The following is a 15,421-nucleotide window of genomic DNA, read 5'->3' on the forward strand; positions in this document are numbered from 1 at the left end:
GTACGCCGTTACGAAAGAGCGGATGAAGGTCAGACGGAAATCGCCAACACCTTGTCGGGCCCCACCCAATCCATCTGCCGAAGCTTGCATTTGCCTCTAGATCACAATGAAAGTCTCTTCATAGCATATGAATTAAAAGCAGCTCGTTAACTTTGATATGACGTGATTCATGCATCACGTCTATACGAACGTCCGTAACCATTCATCCGTATGATCGATGTTGAATTTTTTTCATATGGAAAGCTATTTTTGTCGAAGTCTCGACGTAATTTTTTCTTGCCTGTAACCTGCTCTCGTGAGCTCGTCGAATCGCACGTTTCGATGAAGCCCGGTAGTCGATCTGCCCATTTAGTACGAAGAACACTAACGCAACGACCTAGGGGCTCCGTCATGTCAACCTCATCCCACGTGTTCGACGCGATAGCGTGCAATAACAATCGCACTCGTCCCGTAAAGGATTCTGCGGCGGTCAAGCATGTCGGCATTGTCATATACGATGGATTCTCTTTGCTTGCCGCCGGTACGCTTGCCGAGGCGCTTCACGTGGCAAACGAGTTGCAATTCGAAGCTCAGAGCCGGTCATTGACCTATCGCGTCAACCTCTTATCGGTTCGCGGTGGCACGGTTTCGTGCTCTTCTTCGATGTCGGTCTGGACAGAACAGTTGGCAGGCAGGGAATTCGATAGCCTCGATAACCTCTTCGTCACCGGCGGAAGCGGTGTCGCACGCGCGTCTGCCGATGATGGCCTCATCGATCTATTGCGACGGGTCAGTGCAAAGAGTGTCACCATCACCGCGATCGGCAATGCTCAGATGCTCTTGTCGGCCGCTGGTTTGGGGAAGCGCGACTGGCCATCGATCAAGCAGGGCATACGTGCCGAATCACCGCCGAGCGTTCCGGAGCATGAGCGCGACCAGGCGCTGATGTCCTCGCTCGCGTTACTCAGAAGGGATCTGGGTGCTGAACTGGCTGTGCGCGTAGCGGACCGGCTCGGCTCTGCCGGGGAAATATCTTTAGCGGGTTCGTTCGAGGAGATGTGCGACCAGACGCTTGCGGAGAAAGCGCGCGCATCGGCACGTTGGCTTGCGCAGAACTGCTCGAAACCGATATCCGTCGTCGATGCTGCGCGAATGTTCTCGATGAGTGAGCGCAACTTCCTGCGCTTGTTCAAACGCGAGATAGGGCTCACGCCTTCGAAGTACCTGCTGCGCGCGAGGCTCGAACTCACCTGCAAATTGCTCGAGAGTAGCGATCTTCCGGTCGACAAGATCGCTCGTCGAACAGGGCTCAGTAATGGCGAAAGGCTTTCCAAGCTGTTCCGCAAGGAATTCTCGATGTCTCCGACGGAATTCCGTGGACGGTCGCGGAAACGGCTTTGATGTTGTCGTCAGATAACCGATGCTATGCTCCGCGCAGGATATGCATCGGCCATCGACAATCAATCGAAACGCTTGCGAATGAAGCGGCACGGGTTGCCGCCATACACACCCTCGGGCGCAAGTGAACGATGTACGACGGACATCGGCGTGACCACTGCTGAACGGCCGATCGTCACGCCCATTTGCACAACACAGTTCGCCGTGATCCACACACCATCTTCGATGACGATCGGCGCGACGCGCAGGTTCATCGTCGTGCCCATGGCATGCGATCCGGTCGTGAGGAACGTGCTCTGCGAGATGCAAACGTGCGAGCCGATACGAATGGGCGCCTGATTGTAGATCCAGGTATCGAAGCCGAACCAGCAATGATCGCCGACCACGAGATTCCAGGGCGCTTTCACGCGAACGGGATGCAGGAAGCGGCAGCCCACGCCGATCCTGGCGCCAAATAGCCGTAACAGCGCAACGCGCAGGCCGGAGAAAGGAACGAGCTTGTTATTGATGATGCTCGCTTCGACGATGAACCAGAGCGCTTCGACGAGCGGCGAGCGCATCTTCACGAAGTTACCCTTTCCGGCACGGCTAAGGTCGATCACGCCGCCCATTGGATAGTCATCGTTCGCCTCCTCCAAAGGAACCTCCGGGGCTGACGTTTGTTCGTAGCCGAGCTCTGATGCCATTTGGATTCCCCTTGCTGCAGTCATTGCACAAGACACGGGTTCTCAGACTTTGCGGGTTCTGTTGGCCTGGAGCGAGTACCCATCTTCATTATGAGGAGTCGGCGGGCAAGGCTCCCAACACATACGTCGAGCCTGGAAAGCCTCCAGCGCGCGCTGAAGCACCGAAAGGCGCCGGTCATCCGTGAGCGACGCTATCCGTTGCCTTCCTCGTTCGACGAGAGTCTGCCGCAGGCCGGGATCGATCATGAGCTTTCGAAGCGAGTCGGCCATACTGTCCGGATTGCAGAGATCGATAAGAAGACCCGCGTCACCGACCTGATCGCGCAAATCCTTGAGATCCGAATACAGCACCGGAACCCCTAGTTGAAATGCTTCGTAGGGCGGCAGGTTCGTGGGTCCGAAATACGTGGGCATCACCAACGCGGTCGCCTGTCGGTAGAGGCAGGGCAGCTCGTGATCGGGCACGTATCCGGCGAAGCGGACTCGGTCGGTCAGCCTGAGCTCGGCCGCGACGGATCGTACGTAAGCAAGATTTCCGAAGTCCCGCCCCGAGAAAACAGCACCCATCTTGATGCCGAAACGATCTTCCAGACTGCGTAATCCCCTTAGCAAATAGACATGGTTCTTATGCGGCCAGAATTGCGCGGGATAGTAGATGTAGTCGCAATTCAGGCCATATTTGGCCTTGATATCGACGAAGCGATCCGGATGATCGAGCTCGTGCTCGGGTAGCTGGGTTGCAACGCCGGGAGAGAACGGAATCACATGCACTCGATCTGTATCGATGCCGTATCGTCGGACCACGTTGTCGTGACCCGCGTCCGAGTCCACGATGATGCCGGTCGCCTTCTTCAACGCCTGTTGATAGATCTGCTCACGACGCTCGAACTCGCCACCTGACCGCACCTCGGGGAAGTCGACTTCGTCTCTGTGCGAAAGGTCCCAGACAGTAAAGAGATAACTGAACTGCGTGGTAACCAGTGCCAGGAAAGACGGACATGTGAAATAGACCAGGTCCGTGCCGATGTCCCGCAGAGCTCTATCCAGCCAATTGAAGTGATTCTTCTGCTTAAGCAATGGGGATGGATTCAGCTGTCGCCACATCACATGAAAGCGCGCGAGCAACCGCTGCAAACGCCCACTGGGAAGGTAAATAGCGTCGATACCAATACCATGTAATTCTTCGATCGTCGACTGACGTGTCGTGACTAGCGTCACGGTGCAGAGTTCAGGCGGCAGACGTTTGGTCAGAAGCGCGGCGTTGATCGCCTGTTGAAATCCTCCACCCATCGAATTGTCCTGCTCGAAGATAACAACCAATCGGATGGGGCGGACATGAAATTTCTTGGGCGGCGGATCCGCGGCGTCTGGGTGTTCGAGATAATCGGCGTGTGCAAGGGTAATGCGGGGAACTGCCAGATCACCATCGTATAGCGCATTCGATGCAGCTCTCTTGGACAGCATATCTTCAATCCCTCGGAATAGGATGCGTGCGGCGCAGTAGGGCGCTCGTTGATCGGACCGCTGATTCATGCACTCTCAACGGTAGCCGGTCGTGTATGGGCGGACCGTGTTCTGACTGATCTCAACAAGACGTTGGCTGACCGATTGAGGCAGTCGTGCGCGCTCCGACCATGATCCGCGTGCGAGGACAGCGGCCAAAAGCTTGATGATTTCCGCCAATGGCGTTTTTCAGGCGGACCAGCCACTACGATGGCTATCCGGAGCGAATGCAGTTCATGGTGGCCTCGGCAAGCGGATGCGACAGCACGACAGTCCATTCATCTTATGGTGGCTCGCGCGGATCACGAATCATCGGAGGACGTCTTTGAAAACGCTTCACATCATTCCGTCTCTGGAAGCGCGCTATGGCGGCCCAGCCGAGGCTCTCAAGAGGCTCGCGACAGAACTGCGCCTTAGCGGACACACGGTCGACATCGTTTGTCTCGACTCTTCGGTGCATGCCGACAAGACGGACGATGGCGCATTCGATCGCGTGGTCCGCCTTGGGCACTATGCTGGCAAATACGCCTTGAGTCTGCGTCTGATTCGATGGCTCAAACAACACGGCAGGCAATACGATGGGATTGTCGTAGACGGAATCTGGCAATTTCACAGCGCGGCGGCGGTGTTTTCGCTGCGTCCTGGAAACATCCCCTATTTCGTCATGCCGCATGGCATGCTCGATCCGTGGTTCAACGTCGGTAAGCCGCTCAAGTACGCAAAGAAGCTGATCTATTGGCTGTTCGTGGAACGACACGTGGTCAATGGCGCAAAAGGCGTTCTATTCACGACGGAAAGCGAGCGCGAACTGGCACGCAAGGCCTTTCCGTTGTACAGAGCCAGGGAAACGACGATGACGATCGGCACCGCGCCACCACCTTCGATCGGGATGACAGAGATCGAAAGATGGCGTTCTCCCGGCGAGTCGGGAAACAAGAAACTCATTCTTTTTCTCGGGCGGATTCATGAAAAGAAGGGTTGCGACTTGCTGATCCGATCGTTTCACGAAATAAAGGACGCCGCCGCCGATTATCGGCTCGTCATCGCAGGGCCGGACAACGACGGACTCGCAGTGAAACTGCGTCGCGAAGCGGAGCAACTCGGACTTTCCGGGCGCATCACCTGGCTCGACATGGTGAAGGGAACCGATAAATGGTCCCTGTTGCAAGCGGCGGACGTCATGATCCTGCCATCGCATCAGGAGAACTTCGGCGTGGTAGTGGTTGAAGCACTCGCATGCGGAGTGCCGGTGCTTTTGACCGATAAGGTCGGAATCTGGCAAGAGGTCGTCGGCGATGGCGCCGGACTCGCGGACGAAGACACGCAGCAGGGCATCACTCGCCTCCTAATGCAATGGACGCGTTTGCCGGAAGACACCAAGACTGCAATGAGAGTCGCGGCGAAGCAATGCTTCGAAGATCGCTTCCACGTTTCCCGCGTAGCTCAAAACTATATCGCTTTGATGAGCGGCCGGATTGCGTGAACTTTGGCGTGCTTGCGCGCCCGTCCGAAGTTGTCGATGCCGATGTTCCGTTTAACCGTCGCTGTTCTTTCCCTGGGTTATCGTCGAGCGGAAGAGAAGCGTCATAGATGAGACGACCTCATGGCGCTTTCAGATCGTTCTTTCGCGCGCGCACCGGCTTCCATCCTACGGTTATGCTTTCGTCGTTTGCCTTTCGGTGTCGGCGCTTCCGAAGGGCGCGACAGGGAGCGCTATGCTCGCGCCGCGCGCTCGGTCGGCTGCAACGCGGTAAGTGCGGCGCTGGGCTTTGCGGTGGTGGTGCTGTCGGTATCCTTTACGCTTCCCTATCTCGGACAAGAGCGTTTCGGCATCTGGATGACGATATCGAGTCTCGCGGTCATGCTGCAGGTTCTGGATCTGGGCGTCGCGAACGGACTCGTCAATCTCGTTGCCGATGCCAAAGCGGCCGACGATGACGACGCCGTGCAGACGATCGTAACGCGCGGGGTATTACTGCTCACCGTAATCGGTCTGGCGGTCGGAGGCGTATTGATCTGCGCCGTGATGTTGATCGACTTTCAGCGGGTGCTCAAGATCGGGTCGGCGGAGGTCGCGCGGGAGGCTGTGTTGTCGACGCTTACCTTCATCGCGCTGTTTTGCGTGAACATTCCGCTGGGTGGCGTGAGAAAGGTGTTCTTCGGTTTGCAGCGGGCATGGGAGCCTCATACCGTTGCGGCGATCGGATATTTTTGCTCGTTGCCGCTGCTCTATCTCTGTGCGCGCTCGCATGCGCCCATGCCATATCTCGTCGTGTGCACGTACGGCGTGCAAGTCGCGAGCGCCTTGATCCTTCTGGTGCGTCTTCATCGCGAGCGGATATTTTCACTCTGCCGCCGCATCTGGGCCGGTCCTGGCTGGCGCGACAGCACGGTGCTGATGAAGACGGGGAGCATATTCTTCATCCTCCAGATCGGAATGATATGCGGCAGCGCCTGCGACCCGTTGATCGTATCGAACGTTCTCGGTGTCAAGGAAGTGGCGAGACTCGCGGTCGCCCAACGGCTATTCCAGGCGATCGCCGTGACGATCGGGATGCTGTCGGTCCCGCTGTGGGGTCTCTATGCGGACGCGCGATCACGAGGCGAAAAGGTATTCATCAGAAACACGCTGAAGCTGTCCATGTGCGTGACCACGGGAACCGCGTTGCTGATGAGCATGACGATCCTCGCGTTGTCGTCCTGGCTTATGAAGGTCTGGACCGGCGATCAACTCGATGTGCCGTTTGAACTCCGGTGCGCCGTGGCCGTGTCCGCCGTGGTCGAAGCGACGGGCAATTCCTTCGCGATCTTTCTCAACGGTGTGAATGAACTGCGACCGCAGTTGCTTACGGTATTGGTCTTTTGCCTGATTTCCATTCCGCTCAAGATATACCTGCTCAGGAAGTTCGGCACGGTCGATTGGGCGATCTGGGCAACCATCATTGCCAGCGTAGTGGCGGACTATGCCGTGTATATCGGGCTATTTAGAAGGCGCATTCTTGCGCACGTTGTGTGAGTCGAAATGCCGGATTGCCGCGTACACGCGGCACCGACTCAAGTAATGACGCGATCCGGGATTCCGCGCTTCTTCCGGAGGTCGATCACGACTCGGCTCTCGAACGCAGTGAGGATCTTTTCTCGGGAAAGATGGGTCGTCGCATAACCTCGCCCGAGCGCGCCGAGGCGTTCTCGCAATGCCGGATCGTCGGCGAGGCGGGCAATCGCCTGCGACATTGCGGCCGCGGAGCCAGGCTCGGTTACGATGCCCACCGCATGAACGATGTTCCATAACTCCGTATGTTCGGCGGCAGTTGCGACAACCGGCCGTTCGCTCGAGAGCATCGCGCCGAGCTTGGACGGCATCACGAGATCGGCCGCGTCGGCACGTTGAGGGAGAACGTGGATATCCGCAAGGCCCATCAATTCATTGAAACGCTTGTTCGATTGCAAGCCGATAAGCTTGATATTCGGAAGCCCCGCCGCTTGCGCCTTCAGATGCTCTCGCGCCGGACCATTGCCGCATATGACGAAGACGATGTCACGCCGATGCAGCAGCAATTGGGCGGCTTCAGGAAGCAGTTCGAGGCCTTGCTTGGCGCCCAGATTCCCGGCATACAGCACCACGATCGCGTTTTCGTCGATACCGAGCCGGCCACGGTAAGCACTTGTTCGCCCAAGTGGCCGAATGTTCGCGGTGTCGACCCAGTTTGGCACGAGACATAGCTTGTCATCGGCTACGCCCTTCGAGGCGGCGCGTTGCGTCATCGCTGCCGAAGGGGTTGAAACGCCGTCCACGCGTGTAAGAAGCGCTCGCTCGACCTTCAGGCAGAGCCTTTGCAATCCGTCACCTTTGAGCATGCCGAGGTTGAATGCCGCATCGATCTCATAGTCCTGGATATGAAGCCAGCAAAGCGCGCCGCTTGCGCGCGCGGTCAGCAATGCGAGCGGGCTCGCGAACAAGGGCGGCTCGACGAACCACACGAGATCGGGGCGCCAGCGTATCTGAGCAAGCGCCCGGGGTACGGCGGCAATGGCGAAACTCATCAGGTGAATCAGGCGTTTTATTCCGGAGGGCCGCCGGGGACACCAGAACGGCACGCGCATCACCGATACGTCGTTGAGCGCTTCTGTCGAGTACCTGCGTGCGCTATACCCTTCCTGTACCCGCCAGCCTGGATAGTATGGTGACGCCGTGATCACGCGTACTGTATGCCCCCGCTTTGCGAACCATTCTGCAAGCTCTGACGAATACTTCCCGATGCCAGAGACCTCGGGGGCATAGTTCAGCGAAATCATCAGGATTTTCATTCGGGTACCTAATTAGAATTTGGAATTGAATGAACATTCGTCAATGGGTTTCGCGCGGCGAATATGTGAAGCTTGATATCAGTTATCCGTCGGATGGTACAAGACGCTTGTTCGCGCCAGCCGACAAAGCCTTGCCGAAGCACGCCACCCATCCGTACGACGGTCCGGTTATTACCGGCACTATTGCCGTTGCCGACAACATCTTGGCGATTTCAGTCGGCAAGCGAAACGTGCGGCGCAGATATATGTAGAGTTCTCATCGTGGCGGAGACAGGGAACCTCGTGGACCTATCGTTCCATGATCCCGTGCTGCTTCGTTTCTTCGTTGACGAGAACCAGGGTAACTGTCCGGACGAACGCACACTCGACGCGTCGTTCTTCACACAATCGCGTCTCCCGGGCGTGCCTTGCTTTCGGGACGCAACGAACCCGATCGGCATAAATATGGTCTCGATGAAGCAGAGCACGCGGGGAGATTCGATGCACGGGGACAACGTGTCGATATCGGAGTACTTCCGGGTCGTCTTCGACAGCCGACGTCTCGTATGCGCGGTCGCGCTCGGCACTTTCGCGCTGGGAGCGTTCTACGGAGCGTTGAATCAGCCGATGTATCGAGCGGATGCGCTCGTGCAAATCGGCACGCAGACGTCGAGTTCATCGGACACCGAAGCGCTGGGCCGGCTTTCCGCAATATTCGATTCGAAGGTGAAGGCGGACGCCGATACCGAGATGGAGCTGATTCGTTCGCGGCTCGTGGTAGGCGAGACGGTGCGCCAATTGCACCTCGAAGTTGCTGCGCATCCGCGCTATTTTCCGCTTATCGGTCGCTGGATCGCGACGCTAGGCGGTGGAGGATGGAGTGGCTCGGAACTGCCTTTCGGTTTGCGGCGTTTCGCATGGGGTGACGAGGCAATCGAAGTCTCGGCGTTCGACGTGCCGCGCTCGGCAATCGGCCAACAGTTTCTCGTCAAGGCTGGAAAGGACAAGTCGTTCGAACTGATCGCGCCGGATGGAATCGTTCTCGGACAGGGAACGGTGGGAAAGCAATTGACGACGCCTTATGGCAATGGAGAAGTCCGCGTGCTCGTCGCCGACCTCGACGCGCCCGCCGGCTGCGAATTCACCCTGACGGCGAACTCGGCACAGGCGGCTATTCTTGCACTCCAGAATGCCTTATCGATATCGGAACGCAAGGCTCAGTCGGGCATGATCGGCATTGCGCTCGAGGGCGCAGATCCATTGCGCGTGGCCGATATCGTCAATACGGTCGCTCAGGAATACCTTGCGCAAGACCTCGCGAGACGATCTTCAGAAGCCGAGCATTCGCTTCTTTTCCTGGAGAGTCAGCTACCGAAACTCCGGGAGGAACTGCAGCACGCGGAAGAGCAATACAACGCTTTTCGAAACAGCAAAGGAACGATCGATCTCAGCACCGAAAGCCGGCTGTTGCTGCAACAAGTGGTCGATCTCGATACGGCCATGCGCTCACTCACGCAGCAGCGCGACGACGTCGCCCAGCACTATCAGCCGGGCTATCCGACGCTCACGGGGATCAATGCCAAGATAGCCCGCTTGCAACAGGACCGCGAAGCTCTGAGCAGACGCGTCGCGACCTTACCGGATACCGAGCAGACGGCGCTTCGTCTCATGCGCGACGTGCGTGTCGACACCGAGCTATATACGAGTCTCCTGAATAGCGCGCAACAGCTTCGCGTCATCAAGGCGGGTAACGTCGGCAATGTGCGCATCGTCGATCGCGCCATGACGCCGGAAAGGGCGGTAAAACCAAATTGGCGCGTGCTTCTGTCGCTGTCCGCGGTGCTGGGCATCGTCCTCGGAATCGCTGCGGCATTCCTGCGCAGAGCGATGATCGGCGGCGTGGAGCGAAGCGTCGAGATCGAGCGGGCTCTTGGCATTCCCGTTTGCGCTGTCGTGCCGCATAGCGAGCTGCAGGTTCGATTGCAGGACGACATACGCCGCAGACATCCCGGCGTTCACGTGCTGGCGGCGCGCTCACCATGCGACGTGGCGGTGGAAGGCGTGCGAAGTCTCCGTACGGCGTTGCAGTCGATCAGCGCCACGCCGCGCAACAACGTGATCATGATCACAAGCTCGACGCCCGGCGCCGGCAAGTCGTTTCTATCGGCCAATCTCGCGGCTGTTCAGGCGGCTGGCGGAAAGCGAGTCCTTCTTATCGACGCCGACATGCGCATGGGCAACATGCACGCGTCTTTCGCGCCGTCCGCCGGTCCTGGATTGCGCGAGCTGCTGAACGGAGACGCATTCGACGATGTGGTGCGGCGCGAAGTCATGGACGGCGTCGATCTGATCTCGCGCGGCGGCGACTCGCTCAATCCCGCGGACATTCTCATGAGCGGACGCCTGAGTGAATTGATCCACGCGGTTTCCATGCGTTACGACTGCGTCGTAATCGATACGCCGCCCGTGCTCGCCGTCACCGACGCGACGCTGATCGGACGCCAGGCAGGGACGACCCTCTTCGTGGTGCGGCACGGGAGACATTCCGTCGCCGAAGTTCACGAGGCGTTGAGCCGTTTGCAGAAGGGCGGCGTCAGCGTGAGCGGCGTGCTTTTCACCGATGTTCCCGCCGACAGATCCACATACGGCTCGGGATACGGTGCCTCGTACGGATATGGCAGCGGACGAGGCGAGACCAGCATCAAGACCGCCTGAATGAATTTTGAACGTGGCGTACGCACATGAGGAGAAGAAACGATGCCGAACAAGGTCGCGCTGGTTACCGGGATCACCGGTCAGGACGGTTCCTATCTCGCACAATTCCTGCTGGACAAGGGCTATGAGGTGCATGGGGTAAAACGCCGTTCATCGCTCTTCAACACCGACCGGATCGACCATCTGTATGAGGACGATCATGTGGCGCAGCGCCGCTTCCATTTGCACCACGGCGATCTGACCGACTCGACCAGCATTCTGCGCATCATTCAACGTGTTCAGCCGGACGAGATCTACAATCTGGCCGCGCAGAGCCACGTCGCCGTGTCCTTCGAGGAGCCCGAATACACAGCCAACGCTGACGGACTGGGCGCTCTTCGGATACTGGAAGCAATCCGTATATTGGGTCTCGAGAAGCGCGCGCGCTTCTATCAGGCATCGACATCTGAGTTATACGGCCTGGTCAGGGAAGTGCCTCAGCGGGAGTCCACGCCGTTCTATCCGCGAAGCCCTTATGCCGTGGCAAAGTTATATGCGTACTGGATCACGGTCAACTATCGCGAGGCTTATGGCATTTACGCGTGCAACGGGATTCTGTTCAATCACGAATCGCCCGTCCGTGGAGAGACATTCGTGACGCGCAAGATCACGCGAGCCATCGCCCGCATCGCGATCGGATCGCAGGACTGTCTGTATCTCGGCAATCTCGGGGCGTTGCGCGACTGGGGACATGCACGCGATTACGTTCAGATGCAGTGGCTCATGCTTCAGCAACCGGAGCCGGAAGACTTCGTCATCGCATCGGGCGTGCAGTACAGCGTGAGGGAATTCGTTCAGAAGGCGGCGTCGGAACTCGGCGTCAAGCTTCGCTTCGAGGGAAGCGGTGTCGATGAAGTCGGCATCGTCGAGGCAGTCACGAGCAAGGAGTGCCGCGTTCCGCCGGGCACGGTTATCGTTCGGGTCGATCCTCGCTATTTCAGGCCAACAGAAGTCGAAACGTTGCTGGGAGACCCGTCGAAAGCCCATGCAAAACTGGGATGGTCGCCGACAGTGACCTTCGATGCGCTCGTGAAGGAGATGGTGCTCTCCGACTATCAGATAGCGAAACGGGATGCGCTGATCACGCTCGCCGGATACCGGGCGCTGGAGCATCACGAGTGAGGAACGGCTTAGCCCGAGCCGGGCGCCTCGCGTGAACTTTGGCGAGCGCCTGCCATCGGGCGACGTAGCCCGGAATCGCCCATTCGAACACGTGCTGCGGAGTGGACATGCTGGTGTTTATCGCGCCCTATAGCGCAGCCAATCGCGAGTCGAACAGAGACCTCGGCGCCGCTCGCAAACTGGAGTTCTTTCTCACTCTGGCCACACAACTGACGCGTGATGTCGTGTTGGTAAATACGGCGCACGAAGAAGAAGCGTATTTGCCCAGAGAAGTTCGCGATGCGCGCGTCGGCGATGCGCATATCCGTGAGATTACGCTGCGCCGATATCCCGCAAGACCGGTCGGGAAGATGTTGAATCTATTCGAAGTGGCGGCCGTGAGTCGTGAAATCTTTAAGTTTGGAAATCCGGATGTCGTATGGATCTATAACCCGTACGTATTCGAATCGATGCTGGCTCGCGTGCTCACGAGACGCTCAGGAGCGCGTCTCGTTCTCGAGTTCGAAGACTGGCTTTTCTCGCGACGACGCTGGCATCCCAAGCCCATGCTCGACTTCATTGCATGGCGTTTCCTTCTGCCGGCCCCGACGCTATGCCTTGCGGTGAATGAATATCTATCGATACGTGAGCATCGACGTAGCGGCTGCCCCGTCGTGTTGTGTCCGGGCGTGGTGTCCGACGGCCTGCTCGAAACATGCGGGCGGCGACTGCCGTTCTCACGCGCGAAAGGTGAGCGGACCGTCATCGGATATTTTGGCGGGTTGAGTGCCGAGAAAGGCGCCGATGTCGTTCTCGATCTGATCCGATTATCCAACGGACGCTTCACCTTCCATGTGTGCGGAACGGGTCCGCTTGCATCGGAATTCGCGGCGCTTTCGGCCGAGAATCACTCGGTGCATTTTCACGGACGTGTCGATGAAGGGACTTTGCTCTCACTGATTTCGGACTGTGATGTGCTGGTCAATCTGCACGCTTCGATCGAAAAGATGAGCAATGGCGTATTTCCGTTCAAGGTTATCGAGTATGTCGCGTCCGGAAGACTGGTCATATCCACGGACCTTCCGGCTATCAGCGTAAAGGAGATTCACGAAGCCATATGCTTTGCGAAGCCGGAAGCGGCGTCGATCGTCGATGCGCTCGGAAGCGCCGAGGAGATCTATCTGCGCAAGCGAACGAAGATCGAGCAGGCAATAGCCGCGACTTCGGGCCTGCTGACACAAGGCGCCTTCAGACGCACGCTGTCTTCGATCCTGGCCGAACGCGCAACGCGGTAGGCGTTATCGGTGCATCGTCGATTGCCGAAAGTCATCGCCCGATCATCTTCCTTAGCGTGGGCTTGAGAGCCTGGGGAATGCTCGCGAACGCCGTGCGCGCCATCCGGTACAACATGTACTTTCCCATGACGGACATCATGGTCCCGTCGAGCGGAAGCGAATTGAGCGACGTATTGGGAAAGACCTCATAGTTCGAGGGACGACCGAAACCGAGGAATGTCGAGATTCGATCATCGAGTCTCGAAATGAATTCGGTATTGACGATGATGGGCTCGGATTTATTGATTTCACTGTCGACCTGAAAGAAGACGCTCTTCCTGACAAAGTTCTTGTCCGCTACCGGTCTCGCCCGGTGAATGCCATATGTATTGTAAATGACGAGCGATCCACGCGGCATCTTGAAGGATTTGACGGAGGACGAAAAGTTATCGGCAATGAACTCGTCCGTATAGTCGCTGTATGCCTTTTCTCCGGACCACAAATGCGAGCCTTCGACGTACTGAAACTCGCCGTCTTCGACATCCGAAACATAGAAGATAAAGATGATGCCGGGGATATGGGCGAACTCCCGGTCGGTCTTGTTGTCGGTATGCCACTGCATATGGTGGCCGCCATAGGTTTCGTAGTATCGCAACGCCTTGAGGCGGAACTGATCGCCAAGATATCCTTCGCACACCCCGAAGACGAACGGTGAGGTCGAGAACTCGTAGAAAGTCCTGGAAATCGCGAGCAGGTTCGTCAGATAGTATTGCCGCTCCGAGAATACGCCGCTGACCTTGTTGACGTTCAACTTATGCTTCGTTTCGGTCGCATCGCGTTCTATGGTCTCTATGGCCTCGGGCGATAGCGCCGAAGGAAACGCAAAGTATCCTTTCTGATTCAGCTCGTCTACCACGTGCCCGACATCGACGGAGAGGAACTCGGGGGTAAAGAGCGCTTGTTCTGTCTCACGGGCGGACAGGTCGGCATAAGCCGGCGCATTGTGTGCGGCGTCCTGGATTTGCCCGTCGTCGAAGGTCGAATCTGCGTTCAGCGGCAAGCTTGCCATGGGGTTCTCCGAATCGTTGTGAGTGGCGCGCGCGGGCTAGGCGTTGGCGTATCCGTTTCTCTGCACGTTCGCCGTAAAGTCGGCATACGTCGCCGCAATGCCGTCCCTTAGCGTTATCGTGGGCGACCAGCCCAGCGCGACCAGCTTCGACACGTCGAGCAGTTTTCTCGGCGTTCCATCCGGCTTCGACAAGTCGAACTTCAGCGATCCGGAAAAGCCGACGACATCGCAGATCAGGCGCGCGAGGTCCGCAATCGCGATGTCTCTGCCATACCCGATATTGAACACGCCCTCGGCGTGCGCGCTGTCCAGCAGGGCGAGCACGGCGGACGCGAGATCGTCGACGTGCAGGAATTCCCGTCTGGGCGATCCGGAGCCCCACACGGAGAGCGAGTCCATCTCGTTGAGCTTCGCCTCATGTGTCTTGCGTATGAGCGCTGCCAGAACATGCCCGTTCTGCAGATCATAGTTATCGTTCGGGCCATATAGATTCGTGGGCATCACCGATATGTAGCGCATTCCGTGCTGCCGGCTATAGGCTTCACAGAGCTTGAGCCCGGCGATTTTGGCGATGGCATAGGCCTCATTGGTCTGCTCGAAGCCGCTCGTGAGCAGATAGTCTTCGCGGATAGGCTGTGGGCAGTACTTCGGATAGATGCAGGACGAACCGAAGAAGACCAGCTCGGGCGTGCCATGCGCAAATGCTGCATGGATAACATTGGTTTCAATGACGAGATTCTCGTAGAGAAACGAGGCGGGCTGGGACGAGTTCGCATGTATTCCGCCCACCTTGGCCGCGGCGAGGAGCACGACGTCGATGTTCTCCCTGGCGAAGAATTCCGTCACGGCACGCTGATCCAGCAAGTCCAGTTGCTGTCGTGATCGCGTGATCACATCGCGATACCCGCGACTGGCGAGACACCGTAGAAGGGCTGAGCCGACCATGCCTTGATGTCCGGCGACATAGATCCGAGAACCTTTGTTCATGTTGATGCTCAATCGTCCATTGAGGTGCGTTGATCGGAACGTGATTTCCCGCAGACACTGGATTCCGAGAGGCTTGACGTGCGAGCTTGACGTGCGATTGTCAGGTTAGCCATGCATATAAACAAGGTTTGGGTTGTGGCGGACGGTGCCAAGATATTGTCGCTAGCTGAGCTTTCCCTCGGTCGACAACATCGTCGATAAGAGCGTGCATGAACCATCACGTACCGCGAGATCCGCTTCGGCCAACGTCATGGTTAATTCGGCCATTCGAGTCCGCTCATCCGTGTGCCGGTCCTAAGCTTCGTGGGCGTGCGGAGGCCGTTCACGGGCTCGTGATTTGCCTCGAGCGGGCTTCCGGAACGTTTGCAGTGCCGGAAGGATGC

12 protein-coding genes are annotated in these 15,421 nt (G+C 57.8%); 7 read left to right on the top strand and 5 right to left on the bottom strand.

Features of this window, described 5'->3' with window-relative positions; genetic code table 11:
* Positions 1–390: 390 nt before the first annotated feature.
* Positions 391–1,380 carry a GlxA family transcriptional regulator gene (locus PQR08_RS11245; protein ID WP_250486505.1) on the top strand — a complete coding sequence of 330 codons (990 nt, stop codon included), beginning with the start codon at positions 391–393 and terminating at the stop codon, positions 1,378–1,380.
* Between the two features lie 59 nt (positions 1,381–1,439).
* Here the strand turns inward: PQR08_RS11245 and PQR08_RS11250 are convergent, their stop codons facing one another.
* On the bottom strand, positions 1,440–1,988 hold the full coding sequence (locus tag PQR08_RS11250; RefSeq protein WP_250486529.1) for an LbetaH domain-containing protein: 549 nt from the start codon (positions 1,986–1,988) through the stop codon (positions 1,440–1,442).
* 117 nt (positions 1,989–2,105) lie between these two features.
* Entirely contained in the window at positions 2,106–3,527 is a 1,422-nt protein-coding gene (locus PQR08_RS11255) for a glycosyltransferase family 4 protein (protein WP_250486506.1), read from the bottom strand.
* Positions 3,528–3,891: 364 nt separating this feature from the next.
* On the opposite strand from PQR08_RS11255, the gene PQR08_RS11260 reads away from it, so the two are divergent.
* Positions 3,892–5,049 carry a glycosyltransferase gene (locus PQR08_RS11260; RefSeq protein WP_250486507.1) on the top strand — a complete coding sequence of 386 codons (1,158 nt, stop codon included), beginning with the start codon at positions 3,892–3,894 and terminating at the stop codon, positions 5,047–5,049.
* A 120-nt stretch (positions 5,050–5,169) separates the two neighbouring features.
* Complete coding sequence (locus PQR08_RS11265) at positions 5,170–6,582, top strand: lipopolysaccharide biosynthesis protein (RefSeq protein ID WP_250486508.1); 1,413 nt, start codon at positions 5,170–5,172, stop codon at positions 6,580–6,582.
* 38 nt (positions 6,583–6,620) lie between these two features.
* On the opposite strand, the gene PQR08_RS11270 is transcribed toward PQR08_RS11265, so the two are convergent.
* Entirely contained in the window at positions 6,621–7,874 is a 1,254-nt protein-coding gene (locus PQR08_RS11270) for a glycosyltransferase WbuB (RefSeq protein ID WP_250486509.1), read from the bottom strand.
* Positions 7,875–7,903: 29 nt separating this feature from the next.
* Between PQR08_RS11270 and PQR08_RS11275 the strand changes: the two genes are divergently transcribed.
* From PQR08_RS11275 to PQR08_RS11290, 4 genes are all read left to right on the top strand, one after another.
* Positions 7,904–8,125, top strand: coding sequence for a hypothetical protein (locus PQR08_RS11275; protein ID WP_250486510.1), 222 nt, complete (start codon positions 7,904–7,906; stop codon positions 8,123–8,125).
* A 229-nt stretch (positions 8,126–8,354) separates the two neighbouring features.
* On the top strand, positions 8,355–10,568 hold the full coding sequence (locus tag PQR08_RS11280; protein ID WP_408161287.1) for a polysaccharide biosynthesis tyrosine autokinase: 2,214 nt from the start codon (positions 8,355–8,357) through the stop codon (positions 10,566–10,568).
* A 42-nt stretch (positions 10,569–10,610) separates the two neighbouring features.
* Positions 10,611–11,729: a GDP-mannose 4,6-dehydratase gene (gene gmd / locus PQR08_RS11285; RefSeq protein WP_250486512.1), complete on the top strand. Its 1,119-nt coding sequence runs from the start codon at positions 10,611–10,613 to the stop codon at positions 11,727–11,729.
* A 107-nt stretch (positions 11,730–11,836) separates the two neighbouring features.
* Positions 11,837–13,003, top strand: a complete 1,167-nt coding sequence (locus PQR08_RS11290; RefSeq protein ID WP_250486513.1) for a glycosyltransferase — start codon at positions 11,837–11,839, stop codon at positions 13,001–13,003.
* 31 nt (positions 13,004–13,034) lie between these two features.
* Here the strand turns inward: PQR08_RS11290 and PQR08_RS11295 are convergent, their stop codons facing one another.
* Entirely contained in the window at positions 13,035–14,051 is a 1,017-nt protein-coding gene (locus PQR08_RS11295) for a phytanoyl-CoA dioxygenase family protein (RefSeq protein ID WP_250486514.1), read from the bottom strand.
* A gap of 36 nt (positions 14,052–14,087) precedes the next feature.
* The gene (locus PQR08_RS11300; protein WP_187606860.1) at positions 14,088–15,038 is read right to left on the bottom strand and encodes a GDP-L-fucose synthase family protein; all 951 of its coding nucleotides are present in this window, start codon (positions 15,036–15,038) and stop codon (positions 14,088–14,090) included.
* Positions 15,039–15,421 lie beyond the last annotated feature (383 nt).

Source organism: Caballeronia jiangsuensis, assembly GCF_046030135.1.
Classification (GTDB): Bacteria; Pseudomonadota; Gammaproteobacteria; order Burkholderiales; family Burkholderiaceae; genus Caballeronia; species Caballeronia jiangsuensis.

Excerpts from the sequence above, each read along its gene's own strand:
- PQR08_RS11290 (WP_250486513.1), top strand. The coding sequence starts at position 11,837 with ATGCTGGTGTTTATCGCGCCCTATAGCGCAGCCAATCGCGAGTCGAAC.
- PQR08_RS11270 (WP_250486509.1), bottom strand. The coding sequence starts at position 7,874 with ATGAAAATCCTGATGATTTCGCTGAACTATGCCCCCGAGGTCTCTGGC.
- PQR08_RS11275 (WP_250486510.1), top strand. The coding sequence starts at position 7,904 with ATGAACATTCGTCAATGGGTTTCGCGCGGCGAATATGTGAAGCTTGAT.
- PQR08_RS11280 (WP_408161287.1), top strand. The coding sequence starts at position 8,355 with ATGCACGGGGACAACGTGTCGATATCGGAGTACTTCCGGGTCGTCTTC.
- gmd (WP_250486512.1), top strand. The coding sequence starts at position 10,611 with ATGCCGAACAAGGTCGCGCTGGTTACCGGGATCACCGGTCAGGACGGT.
- PQR08_RS11265 (WP_250486508.1), top strand. The coding sequence starts at position 5,170 with ATGGCGCTTTCAGATCGTTCTTTCGCGCGCGCACCGGCTTCCATCCTA.
- PQR08_RS11295 (WP_250486514.1), bottom strand. The coding sequence starts at position 14,051 with ATGGCAAGCTTGCCGCTGAACGCAGATTCGACCTTCGACGACGGGCAA.
- PQR08_RS11255 (WP_250486506.1), bottom strand. The coding sequence starts at position 3,527 with ATGCTGTCCAAGAGAGCTGCATCGAATGCGCTATACGATGGTGATCTG.
- PQR08_RS11245 (WP_250486505.1), top strand. The coding sequence starts at position 391 with ATGTCAACCTCATCCCACGTGTTCGACGCGATAGCGTGCAATAACAAT.
- PQR08_RS11250 (WP_250486529.1), bottom strand. The coding sequence starts at position 1,988 with ATGGGCGGCGTGATCGACCTTAGCCGTGCCGGAAAGGGTAACTTCGTG.
- PQR08_RS11300 (WP_187606860.1), bottom strand. The coding sequence starts at position 15,038 with ATGAACAAAGGTTCTCGGATCTATGTCGCCGGACATCAAGGCATGGTC.